This window comes from Fulvimarina endophytica (assembly GCF_003403015.1).
GTDB lineage: Bacteria > Pseudomonadota > Alphaproteobacteria > Rhizobiales > Rhizobiaceae > Fulvimarina > Fulvimarina endophytica.
Genome location: NZ_QURL01000003.1, coordinates 376,392 through 400,345, shown reverse-complemented (window position 1 = coordinate 400,345; position 23,954 = coordinate 376,392). Strand labels below are relative to the sequence as shown.

Sequence of the window (23,954 nt, the reverse complement as noted above, 5' to 3'; positions counted from 1 at the left end):
CTTTCGCATGGGCTTCCCTCTCAACGACGACGCATCGGATGGTCCGAAAACCCGGGTCCACTTTTCGGTCCGATGCTCTAGTTTGCCTGTCTATTCGCGGTTGTGGCCGTCGGCCGAACCCGTCCGGACGATTCGGACAGAAACGGGGCGGCGAGCGGCACGGTCGCTGAGGTTCGGGAGGAACGATGGGCGCGCTCAACATACTGGTCTTCATAGGCTTTACCGCCCTTGTCGGGATCCTGTCCTATCTGTGGACGCGCGGCACGGACGAGGAGAATTCCGACGGCTACTTCCTCGGCGGGCGCTCCCTCACCGCCCCCGTGATCTGCGGGTCCCTGCTCCTGACCAACCTGTCCACCGAGCAGATCGTCGGCCTTAACGGCCAAGCCTTCACCGACGGCATCCTCGTGATGGCCTGGGAGACGCTGGCGGCGATCGCGATGGTGGTGACGGCGCTCGTCCTCCTGCCGCGCTATCTCTATGGCGGCATCGCGACGATCCCCTCCTTCCTGGAGGATCGCTACGACAATACGACGAAGACCATCGTCTCGGCCCTGTTCCTTGCCGGCTATGTCGTCGTGCTCCTGCCGATCGTCCTTTATTCCGGCGCCCTCGCGCTCTCGACCATGTTCGACGTGCCTGAGCTTCTCGGCGTCGGCGACACGGCCGCCCTCTGGATCACGGTCTGGGCGATCGGCATCATCGGCTCGATCTATGCCATTTTCGGCGGCCTGAAGGCCGTCGCGGTGTCCGATACGATCAACGCGGTCGGCCTCTTCACCGGCGGTCTTCTGGTGCCGATCTTCGGGCTCCTCGTCGTCGGGGACGGCTCGATCACCGAGGGCCTGTCGACGCTCTGGAACGAGCATCCCGACAAGTTCGACGCGATCGGCGGGCCGGATTCCTCGATCCCCTTCGCGACGATCTTCACCGGCATGATGCTGGTCCAGCTGTTCTACTGGGGCACCAACCAGGCGATCATCCAGCGCGCGCTCGGGGCGAAGAACCTGAAGGAGGGCCAGAAGGGGCTTCTCTACGCCGCCGTCTTCAAGATCCTCGGGCCGATCATCGTCGTCCTGCCGGGCATCATCGCCTTCCACCTCTTTCCCGATCTCGATACGCCCGACCAGGCCTATCCGCGCCTCGTGACGGAGGTGCTGCCCTTCTATCTGGTGGGCTTCTTCGCGGCGGTGCTGTTCGGGGCGATCCTCTCCTCGTTCAACTCGGCGCTGAACTCCTCGGTGACGCTGTTCGGCATCGACATCTATCGCCAGTACATCAAGACGGATGCGAGCGACCGGGAGGTGGTTCGGGCCGGCAAGTTCTTCGGCATCGTGCTCGCCATCGCCTCGATGACGATCGCCCCCTTCATCGCCAATGCGCCGCAGGGCCTTTTCGGCTATCTGCAGGAGGTGAACGGCTGCTATTCGATCCCGATCCTGACGATCATCCTCGTCGGCATCTTCACCAAGCGCGTGCCGCCGATCGCGGCGAAGATCGCGCTCGCATCGGGCGTCGGCCTCTACATTCTCAGCCAGTTCGGCCTGAAATTCGCGGTGGGCGAGGACAATTATCCCCACTTCCTGCACGTGATGGCGATCCTCTTCGTCCTCAACGTCGTCATCATGCTGATCATCGGCAAGATGCGCCCGCGTGAGACGGACTATGTCGCCTTCGAAAGCGGCGCGGTGGAGATGAACCCGTGGACTCTGGCCTGGCCGGTCGGCATCGCCGTGACGGCGGTGGTCGCCTCGACCTACGTCATCTTCACGTAAATTCGCCCTCTCCAACGAAAAAGACCGCAGGAAGCTCAAGGCTTGCTGCGGTCTTTCAGTATACGGGGCGGCTCATCGCGGGCCGGCCGCGAGAGGGGTCGGAGGCGCGCTTCGGCCGCGCCCACCGGGGCTCACTCACCGGTGCGGGCGCGGGCATCGGCGTGCTGGCGCAGGGACTGTTCGAGGCGCGGGGTGCGGTTGCCGGCTTCGCGGGTGAGCTCGGAGAAGAAGGAGCGAAGGCGGGTGCCGAAGGAACGGGTCATGGTCTGTCCTTTGTGGTTCGGGTTCGTTCGATGGGAAAAGAGGATCGTCAGCCGTGGCGCTTTGCGCGAAGGGTGCGGCACTGGCGCGGGGCGGCGATGCTCGATGCGTTGGCGAGTTCGGTGAAGAACGATCCGACGCGGCTGCGGAGCGTTCCGGTCTCGGTTGTCTCGTTCGGCTTGGTCATCTCGAATATCTCCATCTTGTTGATTTAAATGTAATCGCTCGTGTCCCGGTTGAGAACCGATGCTGGGCGAAGGCTTTCATGCGTCAGGTGCAAGGCTCTGCGGATCGGGTCATCGGGCGATCGGATGATGAGACGGAGCTTTGCGCCCGGCCGCGCGCCTCGAGCGACCTCGCGGGCGGGTTACCTGCCGTGCCGCCGGCGCATCTGTTCGAGACGCTCGATCCGCTGGCCATGCTGGCGGGAGACGCCTTCGAGGCGGCGGACGATCCGCGTCAGAATGGATGGACGATGGTCGGTGTTCATGGCAGATCCTTCTCTTGCTGCAATGCAACATGGCCATTCCGCGCATTGCCCGGAAGACATGCGGAAGGGAGGCAGGCATGCGCTGGGCGCGGTGCTGCCTGGCCGAGGGCTTAACGGGATGTCAGGGTTTGGGGCTCTGCCCGGATGAAGACCGGGAGATGACCGGGACGGAACGGAACGGGACGGCGGCCGCAGCGGCCTCCCTTTCCGGAGAGTGTGCTACATAAACCAAGCTGCTTGATCGGTAGGTTTCGACCCCTTACAGTCGCCAGCACGCATATTTCGTGCGCCTTGAAGCAGACATTCGGAGATCCGGAAACGTCCCGGTGTCCCATCTCCGCTGGATCGCTTCGAAGTCTGGCGATGACAGGGCATTTATCCTCTTTCGCATTTCGGCCTACGCGACCATGTCTGTCGCATGAGCGAGACGATCCGAATTGCAACTATCGCCGATGCCGAGGCCGTTACCGCGCTTACCCGTTCAGCTTATGCCAAATGGGTGCCGTTGATTGGCCGCGAACCTATGCCCATGAAGGCGGACCATGCCGCCCACATCCGCGACCACCGCGCCGACCTTCTGTTTACAGGCGAGCAAATGGCAGCACTGGTCGAGACGATCCAGCATTCGGATCACTTGCTGATCGAAAACGTTGCTGTCGCGCCGGCATTTCAGGGGCGTGGTCATGGCAAGAGGATGGTGGCACACGCGGAACAAATCGCGGTCGCATTTGGACTTGGCGTCGTTCGGCTCTATACGAATGCGAAGTTCGAAGAGAACTTACTGCTCTATGCGTCTCTCGATTACAGGATCGAGCGAGAGGAGATGATGGGCGCAAGCGTTATCATCCACATGGTCAAGGAGGTTATGTAGGTGCCCTATTGGACCCGGCCGTTCTCGTAAAACCACGGAATTCGATCCCTTAGTGGCGGGATGCTATAGCCGCCGCCGCTCCTCCCAACGTTATCGCACCCACCTTATTGGCAATCCGCACGGCTGCGGGAGTTCGAAGGAACGTTCGCGCCTTATGAGCAAGGAAAGTCCACGTAAGATCGATCGCAGCGAGTGTAAGGAAGGTGATCCCGGCCAAGATCGCCCATTGCGCTAGCCCAATCGACGACAAGTCGATGAGTGAAGGCAGGAGGGCAAGATAGAACACCATGATCTTCGGGTTGCCGAGCGTCAGCGCCATACCAGTGGCGAACATCGAGATGGGTGACGTTCGGCGGGGTAGCTCGCCCTCGGCAATGCCCAACGGCTGACGCCACATCTTCACGGCGAGCCAAGCCAAATAGGCAACACCCAGCCATTTCAGGATTTCGAACCCAAACTGGAAGGTTTGCGCAAGGGCCGTCAGCCCTGCAATCGCCATGGTAAGCCATATGATCTCTCCGATCCACATGGCGAGGATGAAGGGAAACACATCCCGCCAGCCGTTTGTCAGGACACGAGAGACCAAAGCGGCGATGCTCGGACCCGGAGTGCCAGCGTTCAGGAGTAGCGCGCCGACAAAAAGGGCGACTGACATCAGTTCCATGGACCCCATCCTCGCCGATGCGGCTACGATCCCTTGCTGCGTTCGTAAGAGCCTGAACGCACCGTCCGCTTCAGACCAGAGCTTGTCTCAAAACGGACCGTCAGGAAACCACCCAATGCCGTCATGGAGAGGTACGTGACCCTGAGCTAAATCCGGGGCTCGCGTCATGCTTCCGTCGCGACCGCCGGGTGCTCCCGGCGGCCTCGCGGGGTCCGAAGGGTCCCGGACGGTCAGGCCGCGCCGCGCCTGACGAGGCGCACGGGCACGGATTTCGCCGCCGGCACATGGGCCCGGCGCGAATGGTGCCAGAGGGGGATGAGGGCGTTCAGCTCGGGATAGTAGCCGGCGCAGTCGCCCCTGGGCAGTTGCCAGGCATGGACGAGATAGTTCTCCACCCGGCGCACGATCCCGTCGTCGGCATGGGTCTCCACATCCACCCTGTCCCGGTCCGACAGGCCCATCCGCTTCATGTCCTCGGCATTCATCAGGATCACCATGCGGGTCCCGTCGACGCCGCGCAGCCGGTCGTCATAGCCGTAGATCGTCGTGTTGAACTGGTCGTTCGAGCGCACGGTCATGAGGTTGAGGACGTCGGCCGGGCGCGTGTCGATATCGGGGTCGACGTCGAAGCTTTCCGGCGGCAGGAAGTTCGCCTTGCCCGTCTCGGTGCGCCATTCGCGCCGCGTCGCGCCGATATCGCGGTGGAAGCCGCCCGGCGTCTCGAAGCGCGTGTTGAAGTCGCGAAAGTCGTCCGGATAGGCCCGCTCGATCGCGTCGCGCACTTTCGCGTAATCACCCGCCCATTCATCCCAGGGCACCGTGGACCTGCCCGCGACGAGCGCCTTGGCGAGTTCGGCGATGATTCGGGGCTCCGAGAGGAGTTCCTTCGAGGCCGGCTCCGTCTTGCCGAGGGAGGCGTGGATGCAGGCGGTCGAATCCTCCATGGAGACCGTCTGGGGCCGCCCGTTCTGCTCGTCGCGCTCCAGCCGGCCGAGACAGGGCAGGATATAGCTCTTCTCCGAGGCGAGGAGATGGTTGCGGTTGAGCTTGGTCGAGATCTGCACGTTGAGGCGCATCTTGCGCCAGGCCTCCTCCACGCGGCCCGTTTCGGGCACCGCGCGCGAGAAATTGCCGCCGAGACAGACGAAGCCCTTCACCGAGCCGTCGATGACGCCCTCGCAGGCCTCCACCGTGTCGAGCCCCTTCTCCTTGGGAACCGTGAAGCCGTAGAACGCCTCGAACTTTTCGTGGGGAATGAGTTCGACCTTCTCGGTGATGCCAACGGTGCGCTGCCCTTGCACGTTGGAATGGCCGCGGATCGGCGAGATGCCGGCCCCCTCCTTGCCCATCATGCCGCGCATCAGGAGAAGATTGCACAGCATCTGCACGTTCTCGATGCCGTGGCGGTGCTGGGTGAGGCCCATGCCGTAATTGCCGATGACGCGGCTCGCGCGCGAATAGACCCGGGCGACGTGTTCGAGATCGGCCCGCGTCAGGGTGGAGCAGCGCTCGATCTCGGCCCAGTCGGCATCGCGCACGAACGCCTCGAACCGGTCCCAGCCGTGGCAGTGCTCCTCGATGAAGGCGGTATCGAGAACGCGCTTGCCGCCCGTCTCCTTCGCCGCGTCGTCGAGGGCGAGGACGCCCTTGGCGATGCCCGTCATCGCCGCGATGTCGCCGCCTGCGCGCAGCTGGTAATAGTCGCTCGACATCTTCGTCCCCTCGTCCGGGGACAGCATCTCGCCGGGATGCTGGGGGCTCTTGAAGCGCATCAGCCCGCGTTCGAGAAGGGGATTGAAGGTGATCACCGGGGCCCCGCGCTTGCGCGCCTGCTGGATCCAGTGGAGCAGGCGCGGCGCGTTGGTGCCGGTGTTGTGGCCGAAGAAGAACATCATGTCGCAGGCGTCGAAATCGGCGAGCGTCACGGTGCCGACGGGCGAGCCGATCGATTCCGGCAGGCCGACCGAGGTCGATTCGTGGCACATGTTCGAGGAATCGGGCAGGTTGTTGGAGCCGTAGATCCGCGCCATCAGCTGCCACATATGCGAGGCCTCGAGCGAGGCCCGGCCCGAGACGTAGAAGACGACCGATTTCGGATCGAGCGCCTTCAGCTCCGAGGCGATGTCCGCGAAGGCGTCCGTCCATTTCACCGGCACGTATTGATCGAGCGTGCGGTCGTATTTCATCGGCGTCGTCAGCCGGCCCTGCTTCTCCAGGTCGTGATCGTTCCATTGCAGGAGTTCGGAGACGGTGTGGCGGGCGAAGAAGTCCCGGTCGCAGCGCTTGGGCGTGATCTCCCACAAGGTCGCCTTGACGCCGTTCTCGCAATATTCGAACGGGCGCGGCTCGGCGGGTTTGGCCCAGGAGCAGGAGACGCACTGGTAGCCGCCCGGCTTGTTCTGGCGCTCCAGCGTCGCCCAGACCGAGGAGAGGAGCAGGCCCTCCTGCTTCGATTTCTCCACGAGGGATTTGACCGAACCCCAGCCGCCGCTCGGGCTGTCATAGGGTTTGATCCTCGGATTGTCGGTGTTCTCGCTGCGATCCATGACGCTTCGGTCTCCCTTTCGGCTTGCCTGTCCTGAAGGTGGACACCCGCCCGTTTCCGGATGGCCGATCGAGAGTTAACGCCCGCGCGAGCAAATAGTTACCGAGGTTTTCGATCCGATCGGCGCGCCGGCAAACGACAGGGCGGACCGGACCGTGCCGTCAGCGCGTCACGACGAGCCGGGCGCCAAGCTTCAGCAGCGGCGCGATCCGCGCCATGTCGCGCGGCGCGATCGCGACGCATCCCTCCGTCGGCGGATAGCCCGGACGGGCGAGATGGAAGAAGATCGCGCTGCCGCCGAACCGCTTGCGCGAGGAGAGGTTCCAGTCGAGGATCACGACGGCATCGTAGAGCCGGTCGGTGCGCGCCATCTCCTCGCAGCTTGCCGGAAAAGGCAGGCGGACCGGGCGGTTATAGGCGGCATGGGTGGGCGCGTCGCACCATCCGTCGCGGCTGCGGGTGATGCGCCCGGGCAGCGGGCACCTGAGGGCTGGCAGCCTTCGATGGCGCCGGCGGATCGACAGGAGGGACATGGAAGCGACGGGGGTCGCGCCGTCGCTCTCGCGCTTGAAGATCGTCGTGGAGCTGCGCCCGAGCGCGCAGGGAACGCGGAAGGGACCGGCGGACAGGATGCCCCGGAGCGGCGAAAGGGGAGAGCGGCGGACGACGAGGGGCATGGCATTTCTCGGCAAACGACGATTCGGTGGCCGGCCATGTCGCTTTGTCGACCGGCTTCGCTATATATACGGCGATGACACACCGTCCGGTATAGACACGTGAAGGACGCATGAACCAGCGCTCGATTCTCATCGTCGACGACGACGACGATCTCCGTCAGACCCTCGCCGAACAACTCGCCCTGCACGAGGAATTCAACGTCAGCCAGGAAGCCTCCGCGATGAAGGGCATCCAGGCCGCGCGGGCGGGGGTGATCGATCTTCTCGTCATCGATATCGGCCTGCCCGACATGGACGGGCGCGAGGCGGTGAAGGTGCTGCGCAAGGGCGGGTTCAAGTCGCCCATCATCATTCTCACCGGCCAGGACGCCGATGCCGACACGATCCTCGGCCTCGAGGCGGGCGCGAACGACTACGTCACGAAGCCCTTCCGCTTCGCCGTTCTCCTCGCGCGCATCCGCGCCCAGCTGCGCCAGCACGAGCAGAGCGAGGACGCCACCTTCCAGATCGGCCCCTATGTCTTCAAGCCGAGCCAGAAGCTTCTGGTCGACGGCAAGGGCACGAAGATCCGCCTGACCGAGAAGGAGACGGCGATCATCCGGTTTCTCTACCGGGCCGACCGGAACGTCATCACCCGCGATATCCTTTTGGAAGAGGTCTGGGGCTATAATTCCGGCGTGACGACCCATACGCTGGAAACCCATGTCTATCGCCTGCGCCAGAAGATCGAGCCCGATCCGTCCAATGCCCGCCTTCTGGTCACCGAATCGGGGGGCTACAAGCTCGTTCCCTGATCCGGCCTCATCGAGGACCGCGCATTGAGCCTGCAAGACGATATCGACATCCTGCGCTCGGTGCCCCTGTTCGACGAACTGGACCTCGAAGCCCTGAGGCTGCTCGCCTTCGGCGCCGAGCACAGGCGCTACCGGGCCGGCGACACGATCTTTCGCGAGGCGGCGATCGCCGATGCCGGCTATATCGTCGGCAGCGGAACGGTGGTGCTCGCCCAGGGCCGGGACGAGGCGGTGCGGATCGTCGGGGCCTACGGCCCCGGCACGCTCATCGGCGAGATGGCGCTGATCACCGAGACGCGCCGGCCGGGCACGGCGCAGGCCGAGACCGCCTGCGACCTCCTGCGCATCACCCGCACCCATTTCCGCCGGCTGCTCGAGGAATATCCCCAATATACCGCGAGCGTGGAAGCGCGCCTGCGCGACCGCTTCGTGCAGATGACGCGTCAGATCTCCGCGATGGAGGGGCGATTCGCCTGACGCCTTCCGGCGGAGGGTAGGCCCGGTCCCCGGTTCGTCGCCGAAGGATCGCGGGGCGGACGCGACGGGTTCGATCCGGTCCGGCGCGCGACCGGAGGACACCGGCGCCTCTGCGCCGGCACGGGACCGTCTTCGAAGACGATCAGCCGGCGATGTCGACGACCCCGGCCTCGCCCGTCTCGCTGCCGAAGGCGAGGAGGCGGCCGCCGCCGTCCCAGGCCATGGTGCGCACCGGCGCCGTTCCGCCCCGGCGAAGCAGCGCCTCCTTCTGGTCCTGGAAGCGGACGGCGAGGATCATTCCGTCCTGATAGCCGATCGCGAGCATGTCCTCGGACGGATGGCAGGCGACCGCGGTGACCATGGTATCGCCGCGCGTGCCGAGTTCGAGCGGGGCCTTGCCCATCGGCCCGTCCTTGCCCGAAAACGGCCAGAGGATCGCCGCCGGCGCGCCCGTGGTGGCGAGGAACTTGCCCTTGGCCGACCAGGACCAGTCCTTCACCTTGGCCGGATAGCCCGTCATGCGCATGTGCTTGCCGTCGGAGACGCGCCAGCCGTGGAGGGCGTTCTCCTGCATGGTGGTGACGACGAAGCGGCCGTCCGGCGAGAAGGCGACGTCGAGATGGGCGCCCTTCCATTCGAGGAAGGCGGGTTCGGCCTCGGTGGCCGGAAAATAGAGCGAGGCCCCGTCATATCGCGCGATCGCGCAGCGAAAGCCCTTGGGCGCGAACGCGATGCCCTCGACCGTGCGCTCGAAGGCGCGCTGCTTCAGCGTGCCGTCGCCGGCGCGCGCATAGGCGGTGCGGCCCGAGCCGAAGCCGGCCGCGCCGTTCGGCCCGCCGGCAACGCTGGAGATCCATTTGGCGCCGATGGAGGCGAGTTCCGAAAGCTGCCCCTTCGCCCCGAGCGCCATCACCTTCCCGTCCTCGCCACCCGTCAGGAGGCGATCGGAGAACGGATCGTAGGCGGCGCAGAGAAGCCCCCCGTCATGGGCCTGGAGAACGGAGCCGCCGCCTGCCGGCAGGTGGAGGTGCCCGTCCGCGAGGGCGAAGACGGGGGTGTCGCCGAGAAAGACGGTGCGCTCGACGAATTCGCCGAGATCGTAGGGTGCGATGGAGGGCATTCTCGGGCTCAGGCTTCGTGCGGCGTGCGGGGCCGGGCGGCGCAGGCCGCAAAGCCCGCCTCCAGCTCCTCGCGGTCGAGATTGCGGCCGATGAAGACGAGGCGGCTCTCGCGCGGCTCGTCCGCGCGCCAGGCCCGCTGGTGATCGCCCTCGATGATCATGTGGACGCCCTGGACCACGTAGCGGTCGGGATCGCCGTCGAAGGCGATGATGCCCTTGAGGCGCAGGATGTTCGGCCCCTCCTCCTGGGTGAGCGCCTGGATCCAGGGAAAGAACTTGCGCTGGTCGATCTCGCCGGCCCGAAGGGAGATCGAGGTCACGGTCACGTCGTGGATCGGCGAGACCTCGCCATGGGCGTGATCGTGATCATGGCCATGATGATGGTGCCCGTGATCGTGGTGATGATCGTGATGATCGTGGCCGTGATGATGGTCGTGGTCGTGATCGCAGTCCGGGCCGCAGACGTGATCCGCCTCGTCATGGGCTTTGGCCGCCTCTTCGAGGAAACCGGGATCGTTGTCGAGCACCTTCTTCAGGTCGAAGGCCTTGCGCCCGAGCACCTTGTCGAGCGCGATGCCGGCCCGCTCGGTGCGGTGGATGACGGCATGGGGATTGATGGCCCGGACCGTCGCCTCGATCTTCGCCAGTTCCTCGCCCGAGACGAGGTCGGTCTTGTTGAGAAGGACGACGTCGGCAAAGGCGATCTGGTCCTCGGCCTCGCGGGAATCCTTGAGGCGCAGGGGCAGGTGCTTGGCATCGACCAGGGCGACGACGGCGTCGAGCTCGGTCTTGGCCCGCACGTCCTCGTCCATGAAGAAGGTCTGGGCGACGGGGACCGGATCGGCAAGGCCGGTGGTCTCCACGAGGATCGCGTCGAAGCGGCCCTTGCGGCGCGTCAGGCCCTCGACGACGCGCACGAGATCGCCGCGCACCGTGCAGCACACGCAGCCATTGTTCATCTCGTAGATTTCCTCGTCGCTCTCCACGATGAGGTCATTGTCGATGCCGATCTCGCCGAATTCGTTGACGATGACGGCATATTTGCGCCCGTGATCCTCCGAGAGGATGCGGTTGAGAAGCGTCGTCTTGCCGGAACCCAGATAGCCCGTGAGAACGGTCACGGGGATCGGTGCGCCTTCGGCTGCGGGCGCTTGCGCGGTCTGGCTTGCGGTGTTCGACATGGACGCCTCCTTGATGTGACGCGGCGCATATAGGCCCATTTCCGCGCGAATGCACGCGGTCCCGACAAGTCGGCAGCCTTGAGGGGTGGGCAGAGGCCCCGGTTGCCAGTCTCAGGATGCGAGGGCGCGGGCGAGATCGAGGAGCGCGGCCTCGTCCGCGGGCGCAAGCGCCTGCCGACGGGCGACGGCGATGTAAGCTTCCAGAAGCTCGCCCTGTTCGTTCTCGATCGGGAGGCGGACCTCGTCCCCGGCGAGCCGGTTGCGAAGCGCCATGAGGTCCGAGCGGATCTGCGGATAGAGATTGGGCTGTTGGAGGGCCGAGGCGACCAGCCGGCGGGCCGTCCCGATGCGCGCGGTGCCGGAAAGCTCGATCATCGCCCGCCCGCCTCGAAGGCCGAGACCTCCTCGACGAAGGCGAGGAACCCCTTCGCCTGGTGATCTGCGATCGCGCGGCCGATCTTCGCCGAGGCGAGCCGGGCATCGCCGACGACGCCCGCGGGGTTCAGATCGTCCGACATCCAGCCGAAGCCGTGCCGGCCATGGGCGGTGAGGAAACGGTTGGTGCGGACGAGATCGCGCTGGCGCGAGGGAAAGTCCGCGATGTGCTCGCGCCGCACGAGTTCGGGCGCCAGATGCAGCATCAGGCTCGTCTCCACCGCGCCGCCATGGATGCCCTCGGCGATTTCCCCGGCCGGAAGGAGGCCGTCGGGATAGCCGAAGCGCAGCCAGGAGGTCGTGGCGACGAAGAGCCCGTCTTCGGCGCGCAGATCGAGCGCGGTCTGGCTCATCATCGCCGAATTGCCGCCATGGGCGTTGACGATCGCCATGCGCTCGAACCCGGCGCGCTTCAGGCTTCGGCCGATCGCAAGAACGCAATCCCCGAAGGTGCGCCAGCCCAGATCGATGGTGCCGGGAAACCGGCCATGCTCGGCCGAGGCGCCGAAGCTCTGGACCGGCAGGAAGAGGCCCGGCCAGTCCGGCTCCGCGAGCGCCGCCACCTTAGCGACCATCGAACGGGCGAGGATCGCATCCGTGCCGAGCGGCAGATGCGGGCCGTGGGCCTCGACGGCCGCGACGGGCAGGATCGGCACGAGGCGCGGCAGGCGCGCGGCGGCTTCACCGAGGTCCCGCGTGGTCCAGTTCTCGAAAAATCGCTGCATAACCTGCCCGTTCGCCGTTCCCCGCCACCGAACACGACAGATGCGGCTTGGACAAGACGGGATTTCTCGCCATGGTCGCGGCGAAGAGGAGAGGGTGCGGCATGGCCGATGGCAAGAAGGATGTGACGGGACAGGTGCTCATGACCGCGCGCGCCGTGCGCGGGGCGGGCTCGGCCGAACTCGCCGCCCTCGGCCTTCATCCGGGCCAGGACACGATGCTTCTGGTCCTGCGCGAGAACGAGGGCATCTCGCTGAAGGATCTCGCAGCCTTCCTCGCCGTGCGCCCGCCGACGGTGACGAAGACCATCGCGCGGCTTTCGGCCCAGGGCTTCGTCGAGAAGCGGGCCGGCACGGGGGACGCGCGCCAGAACCACGCCTTCCTCACCACCGAGGGCCGGATGGTGGCCGGTGAGGTGAAGACCCTGAAGAAGCGCCTGCGCAAGATCGCGCTGAAGGGGCTCGACGCCAAGGAGCAGAAGGTGCTGCGCAAGCTTCTTCGCCGCATCGAGGACAATCTGGGCGGAGCCGGTCCCGGCGAGGAAACGCCTTGACCGCCCGTGCCTTGTTCCGGCGGACAAGCTGCGCCTTTGCGCTTTGGCTTCGCATTTGCGATAGATCGAGCGACGACATGACGAGGGCGTGACGAGGGCCGGTGGCGCAGAAGGTCAAACTATCGACGATCGCGGACGAGCTGGGCGTGTCCACCGCCACCGTCTCGCTCGCCCTTCGCGACAGCCCGCTCGTCGCCGATCAGACGCGGGACAAGATCAAGCAGACCGCGCGCGATCTCGGCTATATCTACAATCGCCGGGCCGCCTCCTTGCGCACCTCGCGCTCGGGGATCGTCGGCGTCTGCGTCCACGACGTCATGAACCCGTTCTTCGGCGAGATCCTGAAATATGTCGAGCACGAGCTCGACCGGCGCCGGCAGACCTTCATCCTCTCCAATCACTACGACGACCTGTCGAAGCAGCGCGCCTTCGTCGATACGCTCCTTCAGCTGGGCGCCGACGGGCTGATCCTGTCGCCGGCCGTCGGAACGCCCGCCGCCGACATTCAGCTCGCCGAGGGCAACGACCTGCCGACGGTGCTGATCGCGCGCACCATCGAGGGCGCGGGCGTCTGCGGCTTTCGCGGCGACGACGCCTTCGGCATGGCGCTGGCGGTCGACCACCTGATCGCGGACGGCCACCGGGCGATCGCGATGGTGGGCGGCACGGAGCAGACCTCAACGGGCCGCGACCGGGCGGCCGGATGGCGCTCGGCGCTGCGCAAGGCGGAGATCGAGCCGCGTCCCGAATGGCGCATCGAGGGGCCGCGCAGCCGCGATGCCGGCTTCCAGGCGGGCCTCGCCTTCGCGAAGATGGACGATCGCCCGACGGCGGCCGTCTGCTTTTCGGATCTCGTCGCCCTCGGCTTCATGTACGGGCTCGCCCGCGCGGGGCTGACGCCCGGTTCCGATATCGCGGTGATCGGCTATGACGACATCGAGGAGGCGGGCATCGCGACGCCCTCCCTCTCCACCGTTTCCAACGGACAGGCCGAGGTCGGCCACCGGGCGGCGGGCGCCCTTCTCGACCGGCTGGCGGGCAATCCGCCGAGCGAGGAGACGGTGCTGATCCGCCCCACCCTCAAGATCCGCGATTCGAGCCGCTTCCGGGGTTAGAGCTTCCCGCTTTCCCAAAGGCGATGCCTTGAGACGCCTCAGAACTGGTCGTGGGTCCGGGCGAGGCTGCGCGAGACGTCGATGAGGGATTCCAGCATGGCGTCGAAGCGCAGGCGCATGGCGTCGTCGGCGAGCGCTCCCTCCTCGTCGAAGGCCTGGCCCGCATGGGGAACCGCGCATTGGGTTGTGATCACCTCGGCGCCGACGGAGCGCATGATGGGCCGCCAAGCCTCCAAACCTTTCATGCCGCCGCCCTGGCCGGGGGAGATCGAGGCGAGCGCGACGACGAGGCCCTTGAAGGGCTGGACCGGACGGCCCTCGATGCGCCGCACGCGGCTTGCCCAGTCGATCGCGTTCTTGAGGATCGGCGGCACGGAGGAGTTGTATTCCGGCGAGACGATGAGCAGCCCGTCCTGGCGCGCGATGCGCTCGGCGAGCCTCATCCCGTTCTCGTGGATGCCGCGCTCGGCCTCGTCGTCGCCGTCATAGATCGGCATCGGATAATCGGCGAGATCGAGGAGCGTCAGCTTGACATCGGTCTTGCCGAGGAGACGCGCGGCCTCCATCGCCAGACGCTTGTTGTGCGAGCCGGACCGCTTGGAGCCGGCGATGATGGCGATCTTCGGATTCATGTCTCAGGCATCGATCTCGGAAAAGGCGAGATCGGGCTCGTAGATCCAGACCCGCGCGGGCGGAATATTGTTCCAGACGATATCGGTGGAGGAGACCGAGAAGACGCCCGGAACGGCGGGCACCGGCGGCGTCCACATATAGGAGAGCTGGGTGATGTTGCCCCCTGAGCGCAGGCGCGAGAAGTAGTCGCGGAAGAGCGTCTGGCGCCATTCGGCCTTCTCGGAGACGATGGGGATGGCGAAGAGGATCGCGGCGAACTTCTCGTCGCGCCGCTCGCCGAGGGTCGCATCGAGATCGAAGCCGTTGCCCTGGATCACGGTGATCTCCGGGAACCGCCGCTTCAGCGCATCGGCGAATTTCGGCTCGTACTCGATCGAGGTGATGCGCGCCGGATCGACGCCCTTTTCGAGAAGCGCACGCGTCACCGCGCCGAGACCCGGACCGAGTTCGAGGATCGGCCCGTCGAGTTCCGTGCTCGCCTTATCCACCATCTTGCGGCAATAGGCCTTGCTCGACGGGGCGACGGCGCCCATGGCGATGGGGTGCCGGATCCAGTTGGCGAAGAACGGGCCGAAATCGCCGTTCTTTCCGTCTCGCGCGAGGATGTGCGAATTGTCTGGCATCACTCTTCCCATGGCTCGGCGCGGGCGCGGCCCGGCGCGCATCGTCGGTTCGTCGTCCGCGCCCTGCTGCACTGCATCAGAGCGCTCTCGAACAGTTCTAGCCGCATCCGGCCGGGCGGCAAGGCGGGGCGGGTCGCGAAAGTCGGTACCGCCCGTCCCGCCTCGCCAGCGATCACACCCGTCCCGCGGGCGGCCGGCCCTGCCCTCAGGCCGTGCCGCCGGACGCCCTGCGATAGGCGATGACGCGGGCGGGCGGCAGGTTGCGCTTGATCCAGCCGCTCGTCTCGACGCTCGCGCCGATCTCGCCGGGCTTCACAGGCAGGGTGAGGGAATAGGAAAACTGGATGAAGGGGGCGCCGGGCTCCATGGCGCTCAGGCAGCGGCTCACCACCTCCTCGCGCACCGCATCGGGCTTGGTCAGGAGCGGCAGGCCGGAGACGACCGCCTCAAGGCGCGCTGGGCCGATGACGGAGCGCACATCGGCGGCGATCGCATAGGCATCGCCCTGAACGACGGTCGCACGCGGGAAGCGCAGCCTCAGAAGCGCGCAGAATTCGGCGGAATATTCGACGAGGACGAGCTTGTCCTCGGGCACGCCGCGCGCGATCAGGCATTCGGTGACGACGCCGGTGCCGGGACCGAGTTCCATAACGAGAGAGGTCTCGCCGAAGCCCGACGGGTCGGGAACATAGGCGGCCATGGTCTCGCCGAGCTGGCGCGAGGAGGGCGAGACCGCGCCCATGGTGAGCGGACGGCGAAGCCATGTGGTAAAGAAGCGGGCCTCGTCGGAAAGGCTGCGCTCGCTGCGCCGGGCCCTGCGGCGCAACGCCCGTTCCTGTGCCTCGGTCGGACGGACCGACGGCGAAAGGGGCTCCAGTAGAGACATGCGCGCGTTCAACCCCGTTGGTCGTTCGATGTCTCCCGCCGCTCCCGAACGATTCGGCGGGTCCGCGCCTTCATATAGGAAGCCGCGACCCGAATGTAGCCATGACGGGGCGTGCGGCTGCTCAAAAACCCGGCATGGCGGGTTCGGGGCGCCGCAAGGACCGGCCCCTCAGTCGCTGAGATTCTCGAAGAATTCCTTCATCCGCGAGAAGAAGCCGTTCGACTGGGGCGAGTTCTCGTGATTTCCGATCTCGTCGAATTCCTCGAGAAGTTCGCGCTGGCGCTTGGAGAGATTCTGCGGCGTCTCGATCGCGACCTCGATGAACAGGTCGCCCACCTGGGGCGAACGCAGCACCGGCATGCCCTTGCCGCGCAGGCGGAACTGCTTGCCCGACTGGGTGCCTTCGGGCAGCTTCACCCGCGCCGTGCCGTTGTCGATGGTCTGCACCTCGAAGGAGCCGCCGAGGGCGGCCTTCGTCATGGAGACGGGAACGGTGCAGTAGAGATCGGCGCCCTCGCGCTGGAAGAATTCGTGCGGGGCGATCGACAGGAAGATGTAGAGATCGCCGGCAGGCCCGCCGCGCAGGCCCGCCTCGCCCTCGCCGGCGAGCCGGATGCGGGTGCCGTCCTCGATGCCCTCGGGAATGTTGACCTGGAGCGTGCGCTCCTCCGGCAGGCGGCCGTCGCCGCCGCACTTGCCGCACGGATCGGTGATGACGCTGCCCTTGCCCTGGCAGGTGGGGCAGGTGCGCTCGATGGAGAAGAAGCCTTGCGCGGCGCGCACGCGGCCGACGCCGCCGCAGGTGGGACAGGAAGAGGGCGTCGTGCCGGGGCGGGCGCCCGAGCCGGTGCAGGCGTCGCACTGGATGGTCGTCGGCACGGAGATCTCGGCGGTCTTGCCGGTGAAGGCCTCGGCGAGGCTGATCTCCATGTTGTAGCGCAGATCCGATCCGCGCTCGCGGCCCGATGCGCCGCCGGCCGAACGGGCCCGGCCCCTTCCGCCCATCATCTCGCCGAAAATATCGTCGAAGATGTCGGCCATGGAGGAGGAGAAGTCGCCGCGGAAGCCGCCGGCACCGCCGCCGCCGCCGTTCTGGAAGGCGGCATGGCCGAAGCGGTCATAGGCCGAACGCTTCTGGGGGTCCTTCAGCACCTCATAGGCTTCGCCGAGTTCCTTGAAGCGGGCCTCGGCCGCCGCATCGCCCGGGTTCTTGTCCGGATGATACTGCATGGCGAGCTTGCGAAACGCGCTCTTCAGGCCCTTCTCGTCCACGTCGCGGGACACGCCGAGCGTTTCGTAGTAATCGGCCTTCATTCCAACTTCCAAACTGTTCCGGTTCGGCATCGAGGGGCGCCGGTCCGGCCGTCGCGCCGGATGTCGCCTCGCCTTCGTCGCCAAAGGTTCAAATGTCTTCGGCCGCAGACGCCGACGCGCCCCCGGCCCTCTTCGAATTCCGTCTCAACCGCCATGGGCGGCCGCCATGCCATGACCGCCGCGATGGCGGCGAGGATGCGCGAAGGAGAGCCGGCACGGTCCGCCGCCACGCTTGCCGCGAGGCATCGGCCCGATCTCTCGCGCCGTCACGCGATGTAGGAATGGTCGCGCGCCGATACCACAGCGCGAGCGGTTTTCATACCATGCGGGAAGACGGGCCACGCGGAAAGGACGACCGTGGGAAAAGAGGCCCATGGGGACGGACGGCGCGCGGAAGCCTCGAAGTCTCCCCACAGGGCTTTCGGTCCGATGCCGCAAGGGCCGGCCGCCCTCATGTCGTCGGCACGGCTCCGGTCCTCGGGGTTCCGGCCGGCCGGGGACCGGCGACGAGATGGGCGAGCCGGGGCTCGAGGAAACGGACCGACAGGACGCCGACGAGGATCGTCAGGATCATCGGCAGGATCATGAAGGCGTAGAAGTTGACCGAGCCGGTCTCGGCCAGCCAGCGGTCCCAGAGGACGCGCAGGAAGAAGAACTCGAAGACCGGGTGCCAGATATAGATGCTGAAGGAGGCGGCGGTGACCGGCAGCACGAAGGCGATCGCGCGGGTGGAATCGGGCGCCCGGGTCTCGGCGAGCGCGCTGAGATAGAGCGAGACGATGATGAGGCCGAAGCTCACATACCAGGGGGCGAGCGCCATCATGGCGATCACCGCGCAGGCCATGAAGGCGATGCCCGGCAGGGGCGAGGTGAGCGCGAGGCTGCTGCGGGCGACGAGACGGGCAAGGAGGCCGCCGATCATGAAGTCCGCGAACGCCCTGTAGGCCCCCATCGTATCCGCCGTCGTCCAGTGCCCGCTCGGAAAGACGCCGTGCGAGGACGCGATCTCGAGGCCCGTCAGATAGACGGCGACGAGGGCGGCGAGCCCGGCCGTGCCGCGCCAGCGCAGCGCGAGGACGATGAGCGGGAACATCGCATAGGAGAAGAATTCGGCGCTGACCGACCAGGTGACGTAGTTGAGCCCGAGCGTATCGGTGAAACCCAGGGCGTGGAGACCGAACAGCGCGTAGGGCAGAAGCTCGAAATCGGAGCGCCAGGGATAGTTCTGCGCGCCGTTCGCAAAGGCGAAGAGGGCGACCGCGACGAAGAACATCGTCGTCAGGACATGCAGCGGATAGAGCCGCGCGACGCGGCGGCGGAAGAAGGAGCCGTAGTCCGACAGGGTCTCCAGACGGCTCGCATAGCGGCTCGTGATGAAGAAGCCGGAGATCATGAAGAACATGTCGAGGAGCGGCAGCAGCCGGTAGAGGAAATCGATCCCCGCCTTGGTCTCGGCCGGTCCCCAGAACAGGAAATGGTAGATCATGACGAGCAGCGCCGCCGCGAACCGCCAACAGTCGAAGACCTTGAAATACACCGGGAGAGACTCCCTCGACGGGTTTGGGGGGACCGACGAAAGGCCCCGTGATCGATGATGGAACGACCACCCTATAGAAGGCACCGATCGGGCAGCTTGCAAATGAAAGGTTGAAACGAGGTTAAGAGGACGGCCCGGCGGCGGGGGTCCCTCCCGGCCCCGATCCATCCGGCGGGCGCGGGGCTCATCGAGAAAACGTGAGGACGGCGGCGCTGGAACCAAAATCGGGCGGTTCAAGTTGTCCGGGAAACATCAATTTGATCTCAACAGGAGACCGCTCATGATGCCGCTTCGTCATCTCATTCTCGCCGCTGTCATTCCCGTCAGCACGCTCGGCCTTGCCGCTTGCGGCGATTCCAGCGAGACGACCGAGACCACGACGCAGAGCGACACGGCGACGCCAGCCGAGGAGCCGGCGGCCACGACGACCGCACCGGCCGATACCGGGTCCACGACCTCGACCGACACCACCTCGGGCTCGACCACCGGCACGACCTCGACGACCGGCACCGATACGGGCACCAGCACCAGCACGGGCACGACGGGCACGACGGGCGGCACGACCGCGACGGACCCGGCCATGGAGAACCAGAACAACTCGACGACGACGGGCACCGGCACGGGCAGCAGCACCGGCACGACCCAGTAAGACCCGATCCCTCGGATCGGCGGCTTTCATAGAGAAGAGCCTTGCCTTTTCGGCGCTCCGGACCTTTGTTCGGGGCGCCTTTTTCGTATGCGAGCATGGACGGCGATGGATAAACAGGTTCTGATCGATGCCGATGCCTGCCCGGTCAAGGACGAGGCGATCGAGATCGCCTGCCGTCACGGGGCCGAACCGGTGCTCGTCTCCAATGGCGGAATGCGCCCCTCGCGTTTTCCCGATGCCCGGATCGTCACGGTGCCGTCGGGGGCGGACGCGGCCGACGACTGGATCGTGGAGGCCTGCCATCCGAGGAGCGTGGTGGTGACGACGGATATTCCGCTCGCGGCTCGGGTCCTGGAAAAGGGCGCGCCCGCGATCCGGCCGACGGGCCGCGAGTTCACGGCCGAGACCATCGGCGAGGCTCTCGCCATGCGCGCCTTCTCACAGCACCTGCGCGAGACCGGGGAATCGAAGGGCTACAACGCCGCCTTCCTGCCTGCCGACCGCTCCCGCTTCATGAGCGGCCTCGACCGGCTCCTGAAACGCCTTCCGCAGGACTGACGGCGGACGGGCGAAAAAACCGCGAGACGGGCCTCGCCCATTCGGCCGTCCTATTCGGCGGCGATGGCGCGGGAGTAGTACTGGCGAACGCCCTCGGCAAGGCTCACGAAGACCGCCCGGAGATCGGCCGCGAGGCGATCGAACCCCTCCGACTTCGTGAAGCTCCGCTCGTCGGCATAGAGCCCCCGGCACAATTCCACCTGCAGGGCATGCTCCGCGATGGCCGGGCGGCCGTAGCGCTCGGTGATGTAGCCGCCGGCATAGGGCTTGTTTCGGGCAACGCCGTAGCCCTGCCTCGAAAAGGCGGAGGTGAGAAGGGTGACGAGACCGGCGGCGGCACTGGTGCCGTAGCGATCGCCGATGATGACGTCGGGCCGGCGCCCGCCCTGGGCCGGCCGCACGGTGGAGGGCATGGAATGGCAGTCGACAAGGATCGCCATGCCGTGCACGCGCTTCGTCTCGGCAATGAGGCCCTCGAGCGCCTCGTGGAAGCTCAGATGATAGGTCTCGATCCGGGCGAGCCCCTCGGCTGCCGTCAGGCGCTCGCGATAGATCTCGGTGTTCTCGGCGACGATCCTCGGAATGACGCCGAGACCGCCGGCGACGCGGGCCGAACGCGTGTTCGCATGCTCCGGCAGATCGCCCGTGAACATCTGCGGGTCGAGTTCGTAGGGCTCGCGATTGACGTCGAGAAAGGCGCGGGGAAAGCTCGCCGCGATCATCGGCGCGCCGATCTCGCCCACGAACCGATAGAGTTCGTCCACGAACAGGTCCTCCGAGCGGCGGATGAGATCCGTCGACAGCCGCGATCCCTCGACGAAGGAGAGCGGATAATGGCGTCCCGAATGGGGCGAGCAGAACACCAAGGGCGTGCGCAGGCTGTCCGGCCGCGTAACGAGGAAGGCGGGCCTTTCACCCTCGGCCGTCGTGATGGTGGGAACGGAAACCAAAAACTTCCTCTCGTCTGCCTCGCGGATCGAATCTCGTCGGCGAGGACGATGCGGAGCGAGAGCTTCGACCGGCCGCCATCTGTCGGACCTTGACCGAAAATAGCGTCTTAACCCTCAAGTTCCAATCTTCTTAGGTTTCGCGGTCGCATTCTGCTATAGAGATGGCCGAGACATGGACGCTTTCACGAAAGCGTCACGCTTCAGCAACCTGGAAACCGACGATGACGAAAATTCTGCTGGCGGAAGACGACAACGACATGCGCCGTTTCCTGGCCAAGGCCTTGGAGCGGGCGGGCTACGACGTCGTCTCCTTCGACAATGGCGGCAGCGCCTACGAGCGGCTGCGCGAGGAGCCGTTCTCGCTGCTCCTGACCGATATCGTCATGCCGGAAATGGACGGTATCGAGCTCGCGCGGCGGGCGACGGAGCTCGACCCCGACCTCAAGGTCATGTTCATCACGGGCTTTGCCGCCGTCGCCCTCAACCCGGATTCCAAGGCGCCGAAGGATGCGAAGATCCTGTCGAAGCCCTTCCATCTGCGCGAGCTCGTCGACGAAGTCGGCCGGATGCTGGAAGACGCCGCCTGAGACGATCCCGGCCGGCCGGTCACGGGTTCGCACGAAGCGCCCTCGCCGCCGCCTGACGGAACGCGCCTGCGCCCTGCCGCGCCACCCTCTTCTGCGCGCCCGCCCCGACCGGCGGGCGCCTGTATAATTACTCGAGCGTCGATCCCGGTTTCGGCATTCCGGCCGGGGCACGGTTTCCACGACGGCGCACCGGGCGATCCGAAAACCGGCCTGACGGTTGGGTTCGATCCTCGGTCGAAGGCCGGCGCGCAGCCGCAGCCTCCCAATCCTTGTGGTCGCGCCTGCCCTCGCAGCGCTCGCTGCCCGCTGTCGCGAACCGGGCCGGCGCTGAAGGCGCCGAACGGCCTTCTCGCTCCCCTCGCCCTGCCTGTCACGGGCTTGTCATCCTCCCGCTTGCCGCCCCGCACCGGGCCTTGTCCGGCGCCGGGCGGCACGGCTGCGAAATTTCCCGATAATCGCACTTGACCGGCGCGCGACCCTATGGTCTACCGCCATCCGTCGGATGGGCGTGTAGCTCAGCGGGAGAGCACTTCGTTGACATCGAAGGGGTCACAGGTTCAATCCCTGTCACGCCCACCATCCGATCCCCCAGACAATCAGGCTTTCGATTCACCGCCACGGTGAACGATCAACCGGTTTCGCAAATCGGGGTGAAACTGGGGTGTCAGCCCAGCTTCCGGCGCCATAACGGCCAGCGGAAACGACCTTCGATCTGCCGGTTCATGGCATCCGTGATCGCTGCCGGCACGCAGCGAGCGGGTCGCACTCGATCGATCGGCCTTGCGCGGGCATCCTCCGGAATCGTCATCGGATCGCGTTCCGAGTCCTTTCGACACTTGCGACCCGGTCTCCTTCGAACCGCAAGCCGTTCCAACGATCGCCAGCCCTCCGTCTCAGGTCTCGGCCGCCATCACCTCGTCGAGCCGGCGGCGGCCTTCGGGCGTGCGCGGCGCAAGGCCGTCCTCGCGATAGGCGGTGGCGAGAAGGGCGCCGGACCGCGCCTCGATCGACCCGCGCAGCGCCTCGAAGAAATCGAGGCGTGAGAGGCCGGGCTCGATGGGGCGCAGGAACTCGGCGCGGATCGTCCCCTTCCATCGCCGCACGTCCTTGCGCGGCCAGTAGAGGCCGGAATTGAGCGCCACCGGCACCACGGGAAGATCGAGCGCCTCGTAGAGCCGGTAGATGCCCTGGCGATAGTCGGGGGCCGAGCCCGGCGCCGAGCGCGTGCCTTCGGGAAAGATGACGATCTGCCGGCCTTCCTTGACCGCCTTGTGGGCGTTTTCGAGCATGGAGGCGATCGCGCCGCCGCGCTTGGCGCGGTCGACCGGGATCATTCCCATCACCTTGGCGTAATGGCCGAAGAGCGGAATGCTCATCAGTTCCTTCTTCAGGATGAAGCTCGGCCGGTCGAGATGGGGCACGAGCGCGATGATCTCCCAGAAGGACTGGTGCTTGGAGGCGATGATCGCCTGGCCCTTCGGCAGCTGGTCGAGGCCGTCGAAGCGGGAACGGGTGCCCGCCACATGCTCCAGGATCCACAGGCTCGACCGGCACCAGGCATTGATCACCCGCCAGTTCGCCGCCTCCGAGCCGAACAGCATCACCGGCACGGCGAGAAGGATGCGGACCACGAAATTGGCGTAGAAGACGATCTGGAACGCGACGGAGCGCAGGATCAGCATGAAATGGCCCTCTGGCATGAACGCGGCGATGCACCGGCGCGAGCCTGTCGAAAGCTCATCGCGGGCGGCCGGTCAACCGCCAAGATGCGGTCCGGCCCGCTTCGCGTGGCTCGGGCGCGCCATGGGGAAGGTCGTTTCCGCGAGACGAAAGGGGCCGGAGCCCTCAGGCCGGGGACCCGGCATTGGCCGAGGAGACGATCGGCCCGCCGGAGGTGACCGCTGCACGCAGGCGCGCGGCCATCAGCTTGGCATATTCCGTCACCAGCACCTCCAGCCCGCGCCGGGTGGGGACGGAGCCGTCATGCCACAGATCGTCGAGACGCACGGCGACCGGCGTGATCCGCTCCACATCGCTCACCCGGTCGAACTCGATCATCGAGCGCTGGATATGATAGTCGCTGGTGACGAGGATGAGGTCGCGGAACCCGTGGCTGTCGGCCCAGCGCATGGCTTCCACCGCATTGCCGGCGGTGTCGAGGGCGGCGACGTCGATATCGACGCAGCAGTCGAACCAGGCGCGATCGGTGTTGGTGGTGCGGGCGAGCGCTCCGATGCTGGTTTCCTTGTTGACGCCGCTGATCAGAAGCCGCTTGCCGTGACCGTCCTTGAGGAGCGAGAGCGCCCGCTCGATGCGGTTGGCGCCGCCGGTGAGGACGACGATCGCATCGGCCGTCGGAACCGGCTCCATCTTCGAGGCTTCCGCCGTCGCCTCGGCGAAGCGCAGGAAGCCGCCGGCGAGGAAGCCGGCCGCGACGCAGACGAGGAGGCCGACGAGGGCGAAGCGATGGCGACGATCGCGGCGCAGCTTCTGCGACCAGGCGATGCGCGCGCTCCCCTCTTCATTCCTCTTCATC

General features: G+C 66.3%; 27 protein-coding genes and 1 tRNA gene. 10 read left to right on the top strand and 18 right to left on the bottom strand.

The window, feature by feature from the left end; translation table 11 throughout:
* The first annotated feature begins 185 nt into the window (after positions 1 to 185).
* Complete coding sequence (locus DYI37_RS08370; RefSeq protein WP_116682746.1) at positions 186 to 1,775, top strand: solute:sodium symporter family transporter; 1,590 nt, start codon at positions 186 to 188, stop codon at positions 1,773 to 1,775.
* 131 nt (positions 1,776 to 1,906) lie between these two features.
* On the opposite strand, the gene DYI37_RS20430 is transcribed toward DYI37_RS08370, so the two are convergent.
* The 3 genes from DYI37_RS20430 to DYI37_RS20425 all read right to left on the bottom strand — a co-directional run bounded on the left by DYI37_RS20430 (position 1,907) and on the right by DYI37_RS20425 (position 2,526).
* A complete protein-coding gene (locus DYI37_RS20430) occupies positions 1,907 to 2,038 on the bottom strand; it encodes a hypothetical protein (protein ID WP_280987107.1) in 132 nt (43 codons plus the stop codon).
* 47 nt (positions 2,039 to 2,085) lie between these two features.
* Positions 2,086 to 2,223 carry a hypothetical protein gene (locus DYI37_RS19950; protein WP_158555116.1) on the bottom strand — a complete coding sequence of 46 codons (138 nt, stop codon included), beginning with the start codon at positions 2,221 to 2,223 and terminating at the stop codon, positions 2,086 to 2,088.
* Positions 2,224 to 2,403: 180 nt separating this feature from the next.
* A complete protein-coding gene (locus tag DYI37_RS20425) occupies positions 2,404 to 2,526 on the bottom strand; it encodes a hypothetical protein (RefSeq protein WP_280987104.1) in 123 nt (40 codons plus the stop codon).
* Positions 2,527 to 2,944: 418 nt separating this feature from the next.
* Between DYI37_RS20425 and DYI37_RS08365 the strand changes: the two genes are divergently transcribed.
* Complete coding sequence (locus DYI37_RS08365; protein ID WP_116682745.1) at positions 2,945 to 3,397, top strand: GNAT family N-acetyltransferase; 453 nt, start codon at positions 2,945 to 2,947, stop codon at positions 3,395 to 3,397.
* Positions 3,398 to 3,446: 49 nt separating this feature from the next.
* Here the strand turns inward: DYI37_RS08365 and DYI37_RS08360 are convergent, their stop codons facing one another.
* The 3 genes from DYI37_RS08360 to DYI37_RS08350 all read right to left on the bottom strand — a co-directional run bounded on the left by DYI37_RS08360 (position 3,447) and on the right by DYI37_RS08350 (position 7,283).
* Complete coding sequence (locus tag DYI37_RS08360; RefSeq protein ID WP_116682984.1) at positions 3,447 to 4,061, bottom strand: LysE family translocator; 615 nt, start codon at positions 4,059 to 4,061, stop codon at positions 3,447 to 3,449.
* Positions 4,062 to 4,291: 230 nt separating this feature from the next.
* A complete protein-coding gene (locus DYI37_RS08355; RefSeq protein ID WP_116682744.1) occupies positions 4,292 to 6,607 on the bottom strand; it encodes an FdhF/YdeP family oxidoreductase in 2,316 nt (771 codons plus the stop codon).
* Positions 6,608 to 6,767: 160 nt separating this feature from the next.
* On the bottom strand, positions 6,768 to 7,283 hold the full coding sequence (locus tag DYI37_RS08350; RefSeq protein ID WP_116682743.1) for a L,D-transpeptidase family protein: 516 nt from the start codon (positions 7,281 to 7,283) through the stop codon (positions 6,768 to 6,770).
* Between the two features lie 110 nt (positions 7,284 to 7,393).
* Between DYI37_RS08350 and DYI37_RS08345 the strand changes: the two genes are divergently transcribed.
* Together DYI37_RS08345 and DYI37_RS08340 are read left to right on the top strand one after the other, a co-directional pair.
* Entirely contained in the window at positions 7,394 to 8,077 is a 684-nt protein-coding gene (locus tag DYI37_RS08345; protein ID WP_116682742.1) for a response regulator transcription factor, read from the top strand.
* A gap of 24 nt (positions 8,078 to 8,101) precedes the next feature.
* On the top strand, positions 8,102 to 8,554 hold the full coding sequence (locus DYI37_RS08340) for a cyclic nucleotide-binding domain-containing protein (RefSeq protein ID WP_116682741.1): 453 nt from the start codon (positions 8,102 to 8,104) through the stop codon (positions 8,552 to 8,554).
* A gap of 142 nt (positions 8,555 to 8,696) precedes the next feature.
* On the opposite strand, the gene DYI37_RS08335 is transcribed toward DYI37_RS08340, so the two are convergent.
* The 4 genes from DYI37_RS08335 to DYI37_RS08320 all read right to left on the bottom strand — a co-directional run bounded on the left by DYI37_RS08335 (position 8,697) and on the right by DYI37_RS08320 (position 12,015).
* Complete coding sequence (locus DYI37_RS08335; RefSeq protein WP_116682740.1) at positions 8,697 to 9,674, bottom strand: WD40 repeat domain-containing protein; 978 nt, start codon at positions 9,672 to 9,674, stop codon at positions 8,697 to 8,699.
* 8 nt (positions 9,675 to 9,682) lie between these two features.
* A complete protein-coding gene (locus tag DYI37_RS08330) occupies positions 9,683 to 10,855 on the bottom strand; it encodes a CobW family GTP-binding protein (protein ID WP_116682739.1) in 1,173 nt (390 codons plus the stop codon).
* A gap of 111 nt (positions 10,856 to 10,966) precedes the next feature.
* Complete coding sequence (locus DYI37_RS08325; RefSeq protein ID WP_116682738.1) at positions 10,967 to 11,230, bottom strand: hypothetical protein; 264 nt, start codon at positions 11,228 to 11,230, stop codon at positions 10,967 to 10,969.
* Entirely contained in the window at positions 11,227 to 12,015 is a 789-nt protein-coding gene (locus DYI37_RS08320) for a creatininase family protein (RefSeq protein ID WP_116682737.1), read from the bottom strand. Before DYI37_RS08320 ends, DYI37_RS08325 begins: the two co-directional genes overlap by 4 nt.
* A gap of 101 nt (positions 12,016 to 12,116) precedes the next feature.
* Here DYI37_RS08320 and DYI37_RS08315 point away from each other — a divergent pair, with 101 nt between their 5' ends.
* The gene (locus DYI37_RS08315; RefSeq protein ID WP_116682736.1) at positions 12,117 to 12,566 is read left to right on the top strand and encodes a MarR family winged helix-turn-helix transcriptional regulator; all 450 of its coding nucleotides are present in this window, start codon (positions 12,117 to 12,119) and stop codon (positions 12,564 to 12,566) included.
* Between the two features lie 101 nt (positions 12,567 to 12,667).
* On the top strand, positions 12,668 to 13,681 hold the full coding sequence (locus DYI37_RS08310; RefSeq protein ID WP_116682735.1) for a LacI family DNA-binding transcriptional regulator: 1,014 nt from the start codon (positions 12,668 to 12,670) through the stop codon (positions 13,679 to 13,681).
* Between the two features lie 38 nt (positions 13,682 to 13,719).
* Here DYI37_RS08310 and DYI37_RS08305 read toward each other — a convergent pair whose 3' ends face one another.
* The 5 genes from DYI37_RS08305 to DYI37_RS08285 all read right to left on the bottom strand — a co-directional run bounded on the left by DYI37_RS08305 (position 13,720) and on the right by DYI37_RS08285 (position 18,674).
* Positions 13,720 to 14,313, bottom strand: coding sequence for an NADPH-dependent FMN reductase (locus DYI37_RS08305; RefSeq protein ID WP_116682734.1), 594 nt, complete (start codon positions 14,311 to 14,313; stop codon positions 13,720 to 13,722).
* A 3-nt stretch (positions 14,314 to 14,316) separates the two neighbouring features.
* Positions 14,317 to 14,937: a class I SAM-dependent methyltransferase gene (locus tag DYI37_RS08300; RefSeq protein WP_245413833.1), complete on the bottom strand. Its 621-nt coding sequence runs from the start codon at positions 14,935 to 14,937 to the stop codon at positions 14,317 to 14,319.
* Positions 14,938 to 15,142: 205 nt separating this feature from the next.
* The gene (locus tag DYI37_RS08295; protein WP_425365032.1) at positions 15,143 to 15,763 is read right to left on the bottom strand and encodes a class I SAM-dependent methyltransferase; all 621 of its coding nucleotides are present in this window, start codon (positions 15,761 to 15,763) and stop codon (positions 15,143 to 15,145) included.
* Between the two features lie 228 nt (positions 15,764 to 15,991).
* Complete coding sequence (dnaJ, locus tag DYI37_RS08290; RefSeq protein WP_116682733.1) at positions 15,992 to 17,137, bottom strand: molecular chaperone DnaJ; 1,146 nt, start codon at positions 17,135 to 17,137, stop codon at positions 15,992 to 15,994.
* A gap of 451 nt (positions 17,138 to 17,588) precedes the next feature.
* Complete coding sequence (locus DYI37_RS08285) at positions 17,589 to 18,674, bottom strand: acyltransferase family protein (RefSeq protein WP_245413832.1); 1,086 nt, start codon at positions 18,672 to 18,674, stop codon at positions 17,589 to 17,591.
* Between the two features lie 280 nt (positions 18,675 to 18,954).
* Between DYI37_RS08285 and DYI37_RS08280 the strand changes: the two genes are divergently transcribed.
* Together DYI37_RS08280 and DYI37_RS08275 are read left to right on the top strand one after the other, a co-directional pair.
* Positions 18,955 to 19,323, top strand: a complete 369-nt coding sequence (locus tag DYI37_RS08280; RefSeq protein ID WP_199520112.1) for a hypothetical protein — start codon at positions 18,955 to 18,957, stop codon at positions 19,321 to 19,323.
* Between the two features lie 105 nt (positions 19,324 to 19,428).
* A complete protein-coding gene (locus DYI37_RS08275; protein WP_116682731.1) occupies positions 19,429 to 19,881 on the top strand; it encodes a YaiI/YqxD family protein in 453 nt (150 codons plus the stop codon).
* 50 nt (positions 19,882 to 19,931) lie between these two features.
* Here the strand turns inward: DYI37_RS08275 and DYI37_RS08270 are convergent, their stop codons facing one another.
* Positions 19,932 to 20,831 carry an N-formylglutamate amidohydrolase gene (locus DYI37_RS08270; RefSeq protein WP_116682730.1) on the bottom strand — a complete coding sequence of 300 codons (900 nt, stop codon included), beginning with the start codon at positions 20,829 to 20,831 and terminating at the stop codon, positions 19,932 to 19,934.
* A gap of 221 nt (positions 20,832 to 21,052) precedes the next feature.
* Here DYI37_RS08270 and cpdR point away from each other — a divergent pair, with 221 nt between their 5' ends.
* Positions 21,053 to 21,418 carry a cell cycle two-component system response regulator CpdR gene (cpdR, locus tag DYI37_RS08265; protein ID WP_116682729.1) on the top strand — a complete coding sequence of 122 codons (366 nt, stop codon included), beginning with the start codon at positions 21,053 to 21,055 and terminating at the stop codon, positions 21,416 to 21,418.
* A 504-nt stretch (positions 21,419 to 21,922) separates the two neighbouring features.
* Positions 21,923 to 21,997, top strand: a tRNA-Val gene (locus tag DYI37_RS08260).
* A gap of 314 nt (positions 21,998 to 22,311) precedes the next feature.
* Here the strand turns inward: DYI37_RS08260 and DYI37_RS08255 are convergent.
* Entirely contained in the window at positions 22,312 to 23,100 is a 789-nt protein-coding gene (locus tag DYI37_RS08255; protein ID WP_116682980.1) for a lysophospholipid acyltransferase family protein, read from the bottom strand.
* A gap of 163 nt (positions 23,101 to 23,263) precedes the next feature.
* Positions 23,264 to 23,953, bottom strand: a complete 690-nt coding sequence (locus DYI37_RS08250; protein WP_116682728.1) for a YdcF family protein — start codon at positions 23,951 to 23,953, stop codon at positions 23,264 to 23,266.
* Position 23,954 lies beyond the last annotated feature (1 nt).

What these genes read in the sequence shown, in the direction of transcription:
- DYI37_RS08370 (WP_116682746.1), top strand. Translation starts at nt 186, where the DNA reads ATGGGCGCGCTCAACATACTGGTCTTCATAGGCTTTACCGCCCTTGTC.
- DYI37_RS20430 (WP_280987107.1), bottom strand. Translation starts at nt 2,038, where the DNA reads ATGACCCGTTCCTTCGGCACCCGCCTTCGCTCCTTCTTCTCCGAGCTC.
- DYI37_RS19950 (WP_158555116.1), bottom strand. Translation starts at nt 2,223, where the DNA reads ATGACCAAGCCGAACGAGACAACCGAGACCGGAACGCTCCGCAGCCGC.
- DYI37_RS20425 (WP_280987104.1), bottom strand. Translation starts at nt 2,526, where the DNA reads ATGAACACCGACCATCGTCCATCCATTCTGACGCGGATCGTCCGCCGC.
- DYI37_RS08365 (WP_116682745.1), top strand. Translation starts at nt 2,945, where the DNA reads ATGAGCGAGACGATCCGAATTGCAACTATCGCCGATGCCGAGGCCGTT.
- DYI37_RS08360 (WP_116682984.1), bottom strand. Translation starts at nt 4,061, where the DNA reads ATGGAACTGATGTCAGTCGCCCTTTTTGTCGGCGCGCTACTCCTGAAC.
- DYI37_RS08355 (WP_116682744.1), bottom strand. Translation starts at nt 6,607, where the DNA reads ATGGATCGCAGCGAGAACACCGACAATCCGAGGATCAAACCCTATGAC.
- DYI37_RS08350 (WP_116682743.1), bottom strand. Translation starts at nt 7,283, where the DNA reads ATGCCCCTCGTCGTCCGCCGCTCTCCCCTTTCGCCGCTCCGGGGCATC.
- DYI37_RS08345 (WP_116682742.1), top strand. Translation starts at nt 7,394, where the DNA reads ATGAACCAGCGCTCGATTCTCATCGTCGACGACGACGACGATCTCCGT.
- DYI37_RS08335 (WP_116682740.1), bottom strand. Translation starts at nt 9,674, where the DNA reads ATGCCCTCCATCGCACCCTACGATCTCGGCGAATTCGTCGAGCGCACC.
- DYI37_RS08330 (WP_116682739.1), bottom strand. Translation starts at nt 10,855, where the DNA reads ATGTCGAACACCGCAAGCCAGACCGCGCAAGCGCCCGCAGCCGAAGGC.
- DYI37_RS08325 (WP_116682738.1), bottom strand. Translation starts at nt 11,230, where the DNA reads ATGATCGAGCTTTCCGGCACCGCGCGCATCGGGACGGCCCGCCGGCTG.
- DYI37_RS08320 (WP_116682737.1), bottom strand. Translation starts at nt 12,015, where the DNA reads ATGCAGCGATTTTTCGAGAACTGGACCACGCGGGACCTCGGTGAAGCC.
- DYI37_RS08315 (WP_116682736.1), top strand. Translation starts at nt 12,117, where the DNA reads ATGGCCGATGGCAAGAAGGATGTGACGGGACAGGTGCTCATGACCGCG.
- DYI37_RS08305 (WP_116682734.1), bottom strand. Translation starts at nt 14,313, where the DNA reads ATGAATCCGAAGATCGCCATCATCGCCGGCTCCAAGCGGTCCGGCTCG.
- DYI37_RS08300 (WP_245413833.1), bottom strand. Translation starts at nt 14,937, where the DNA reads ATGCCAGACAATTCGCACATCCTCGCGCGAGACGGAAAGAACGGCGAT.
- dnaJ (WP_116682733.1), bottom strand. Translation starts at nt 17,137, where the DNA reads ATGAAGGCCGATTACTACGAAACGCTCGGCGTGTCCCGCGACGTGGAC.
- DYI37_RS08280 (WP_199520112.1), top strand. Translation starts at nt 18,955, where the DNA reads ATGATGCCGCTTCGTCATCTCATTCTCGCCGCTGTCATTCCCGTCAGC.
- DYI37_RS08275 (WP_116682731.1), top strand. Translation starts at nt 19,429, where the DNA reads ATGGATAAACAGGTTCTGATCGATGCCGATGCCTGCCCGGTCAAGGAC.
- cpdR (WP_116682729.1), top strand. Translation starts at nt 21,053, where the DNA reads ATGACGAAAATTCTGCTGGCGGAAGACGACAACGACATGCGCCGTTTC.
- DYI37_RS08255 (WP_116682980.1), bottom strand. Translation starts at nt 23,100, where the DNA reads ATGCTGATCCTGCGCTCCGTCGCGTTCCAGATCGTCTTCTACGCCAAT.
- DYI37_RS08250 (WP_116682728.1), bottom strand. Translation starts at nt 23,953, where the DNA reads ATGAAGAGGAATGAAGAGGGGAGCGCGCGCATCGCCTGGTCGCAGAAG.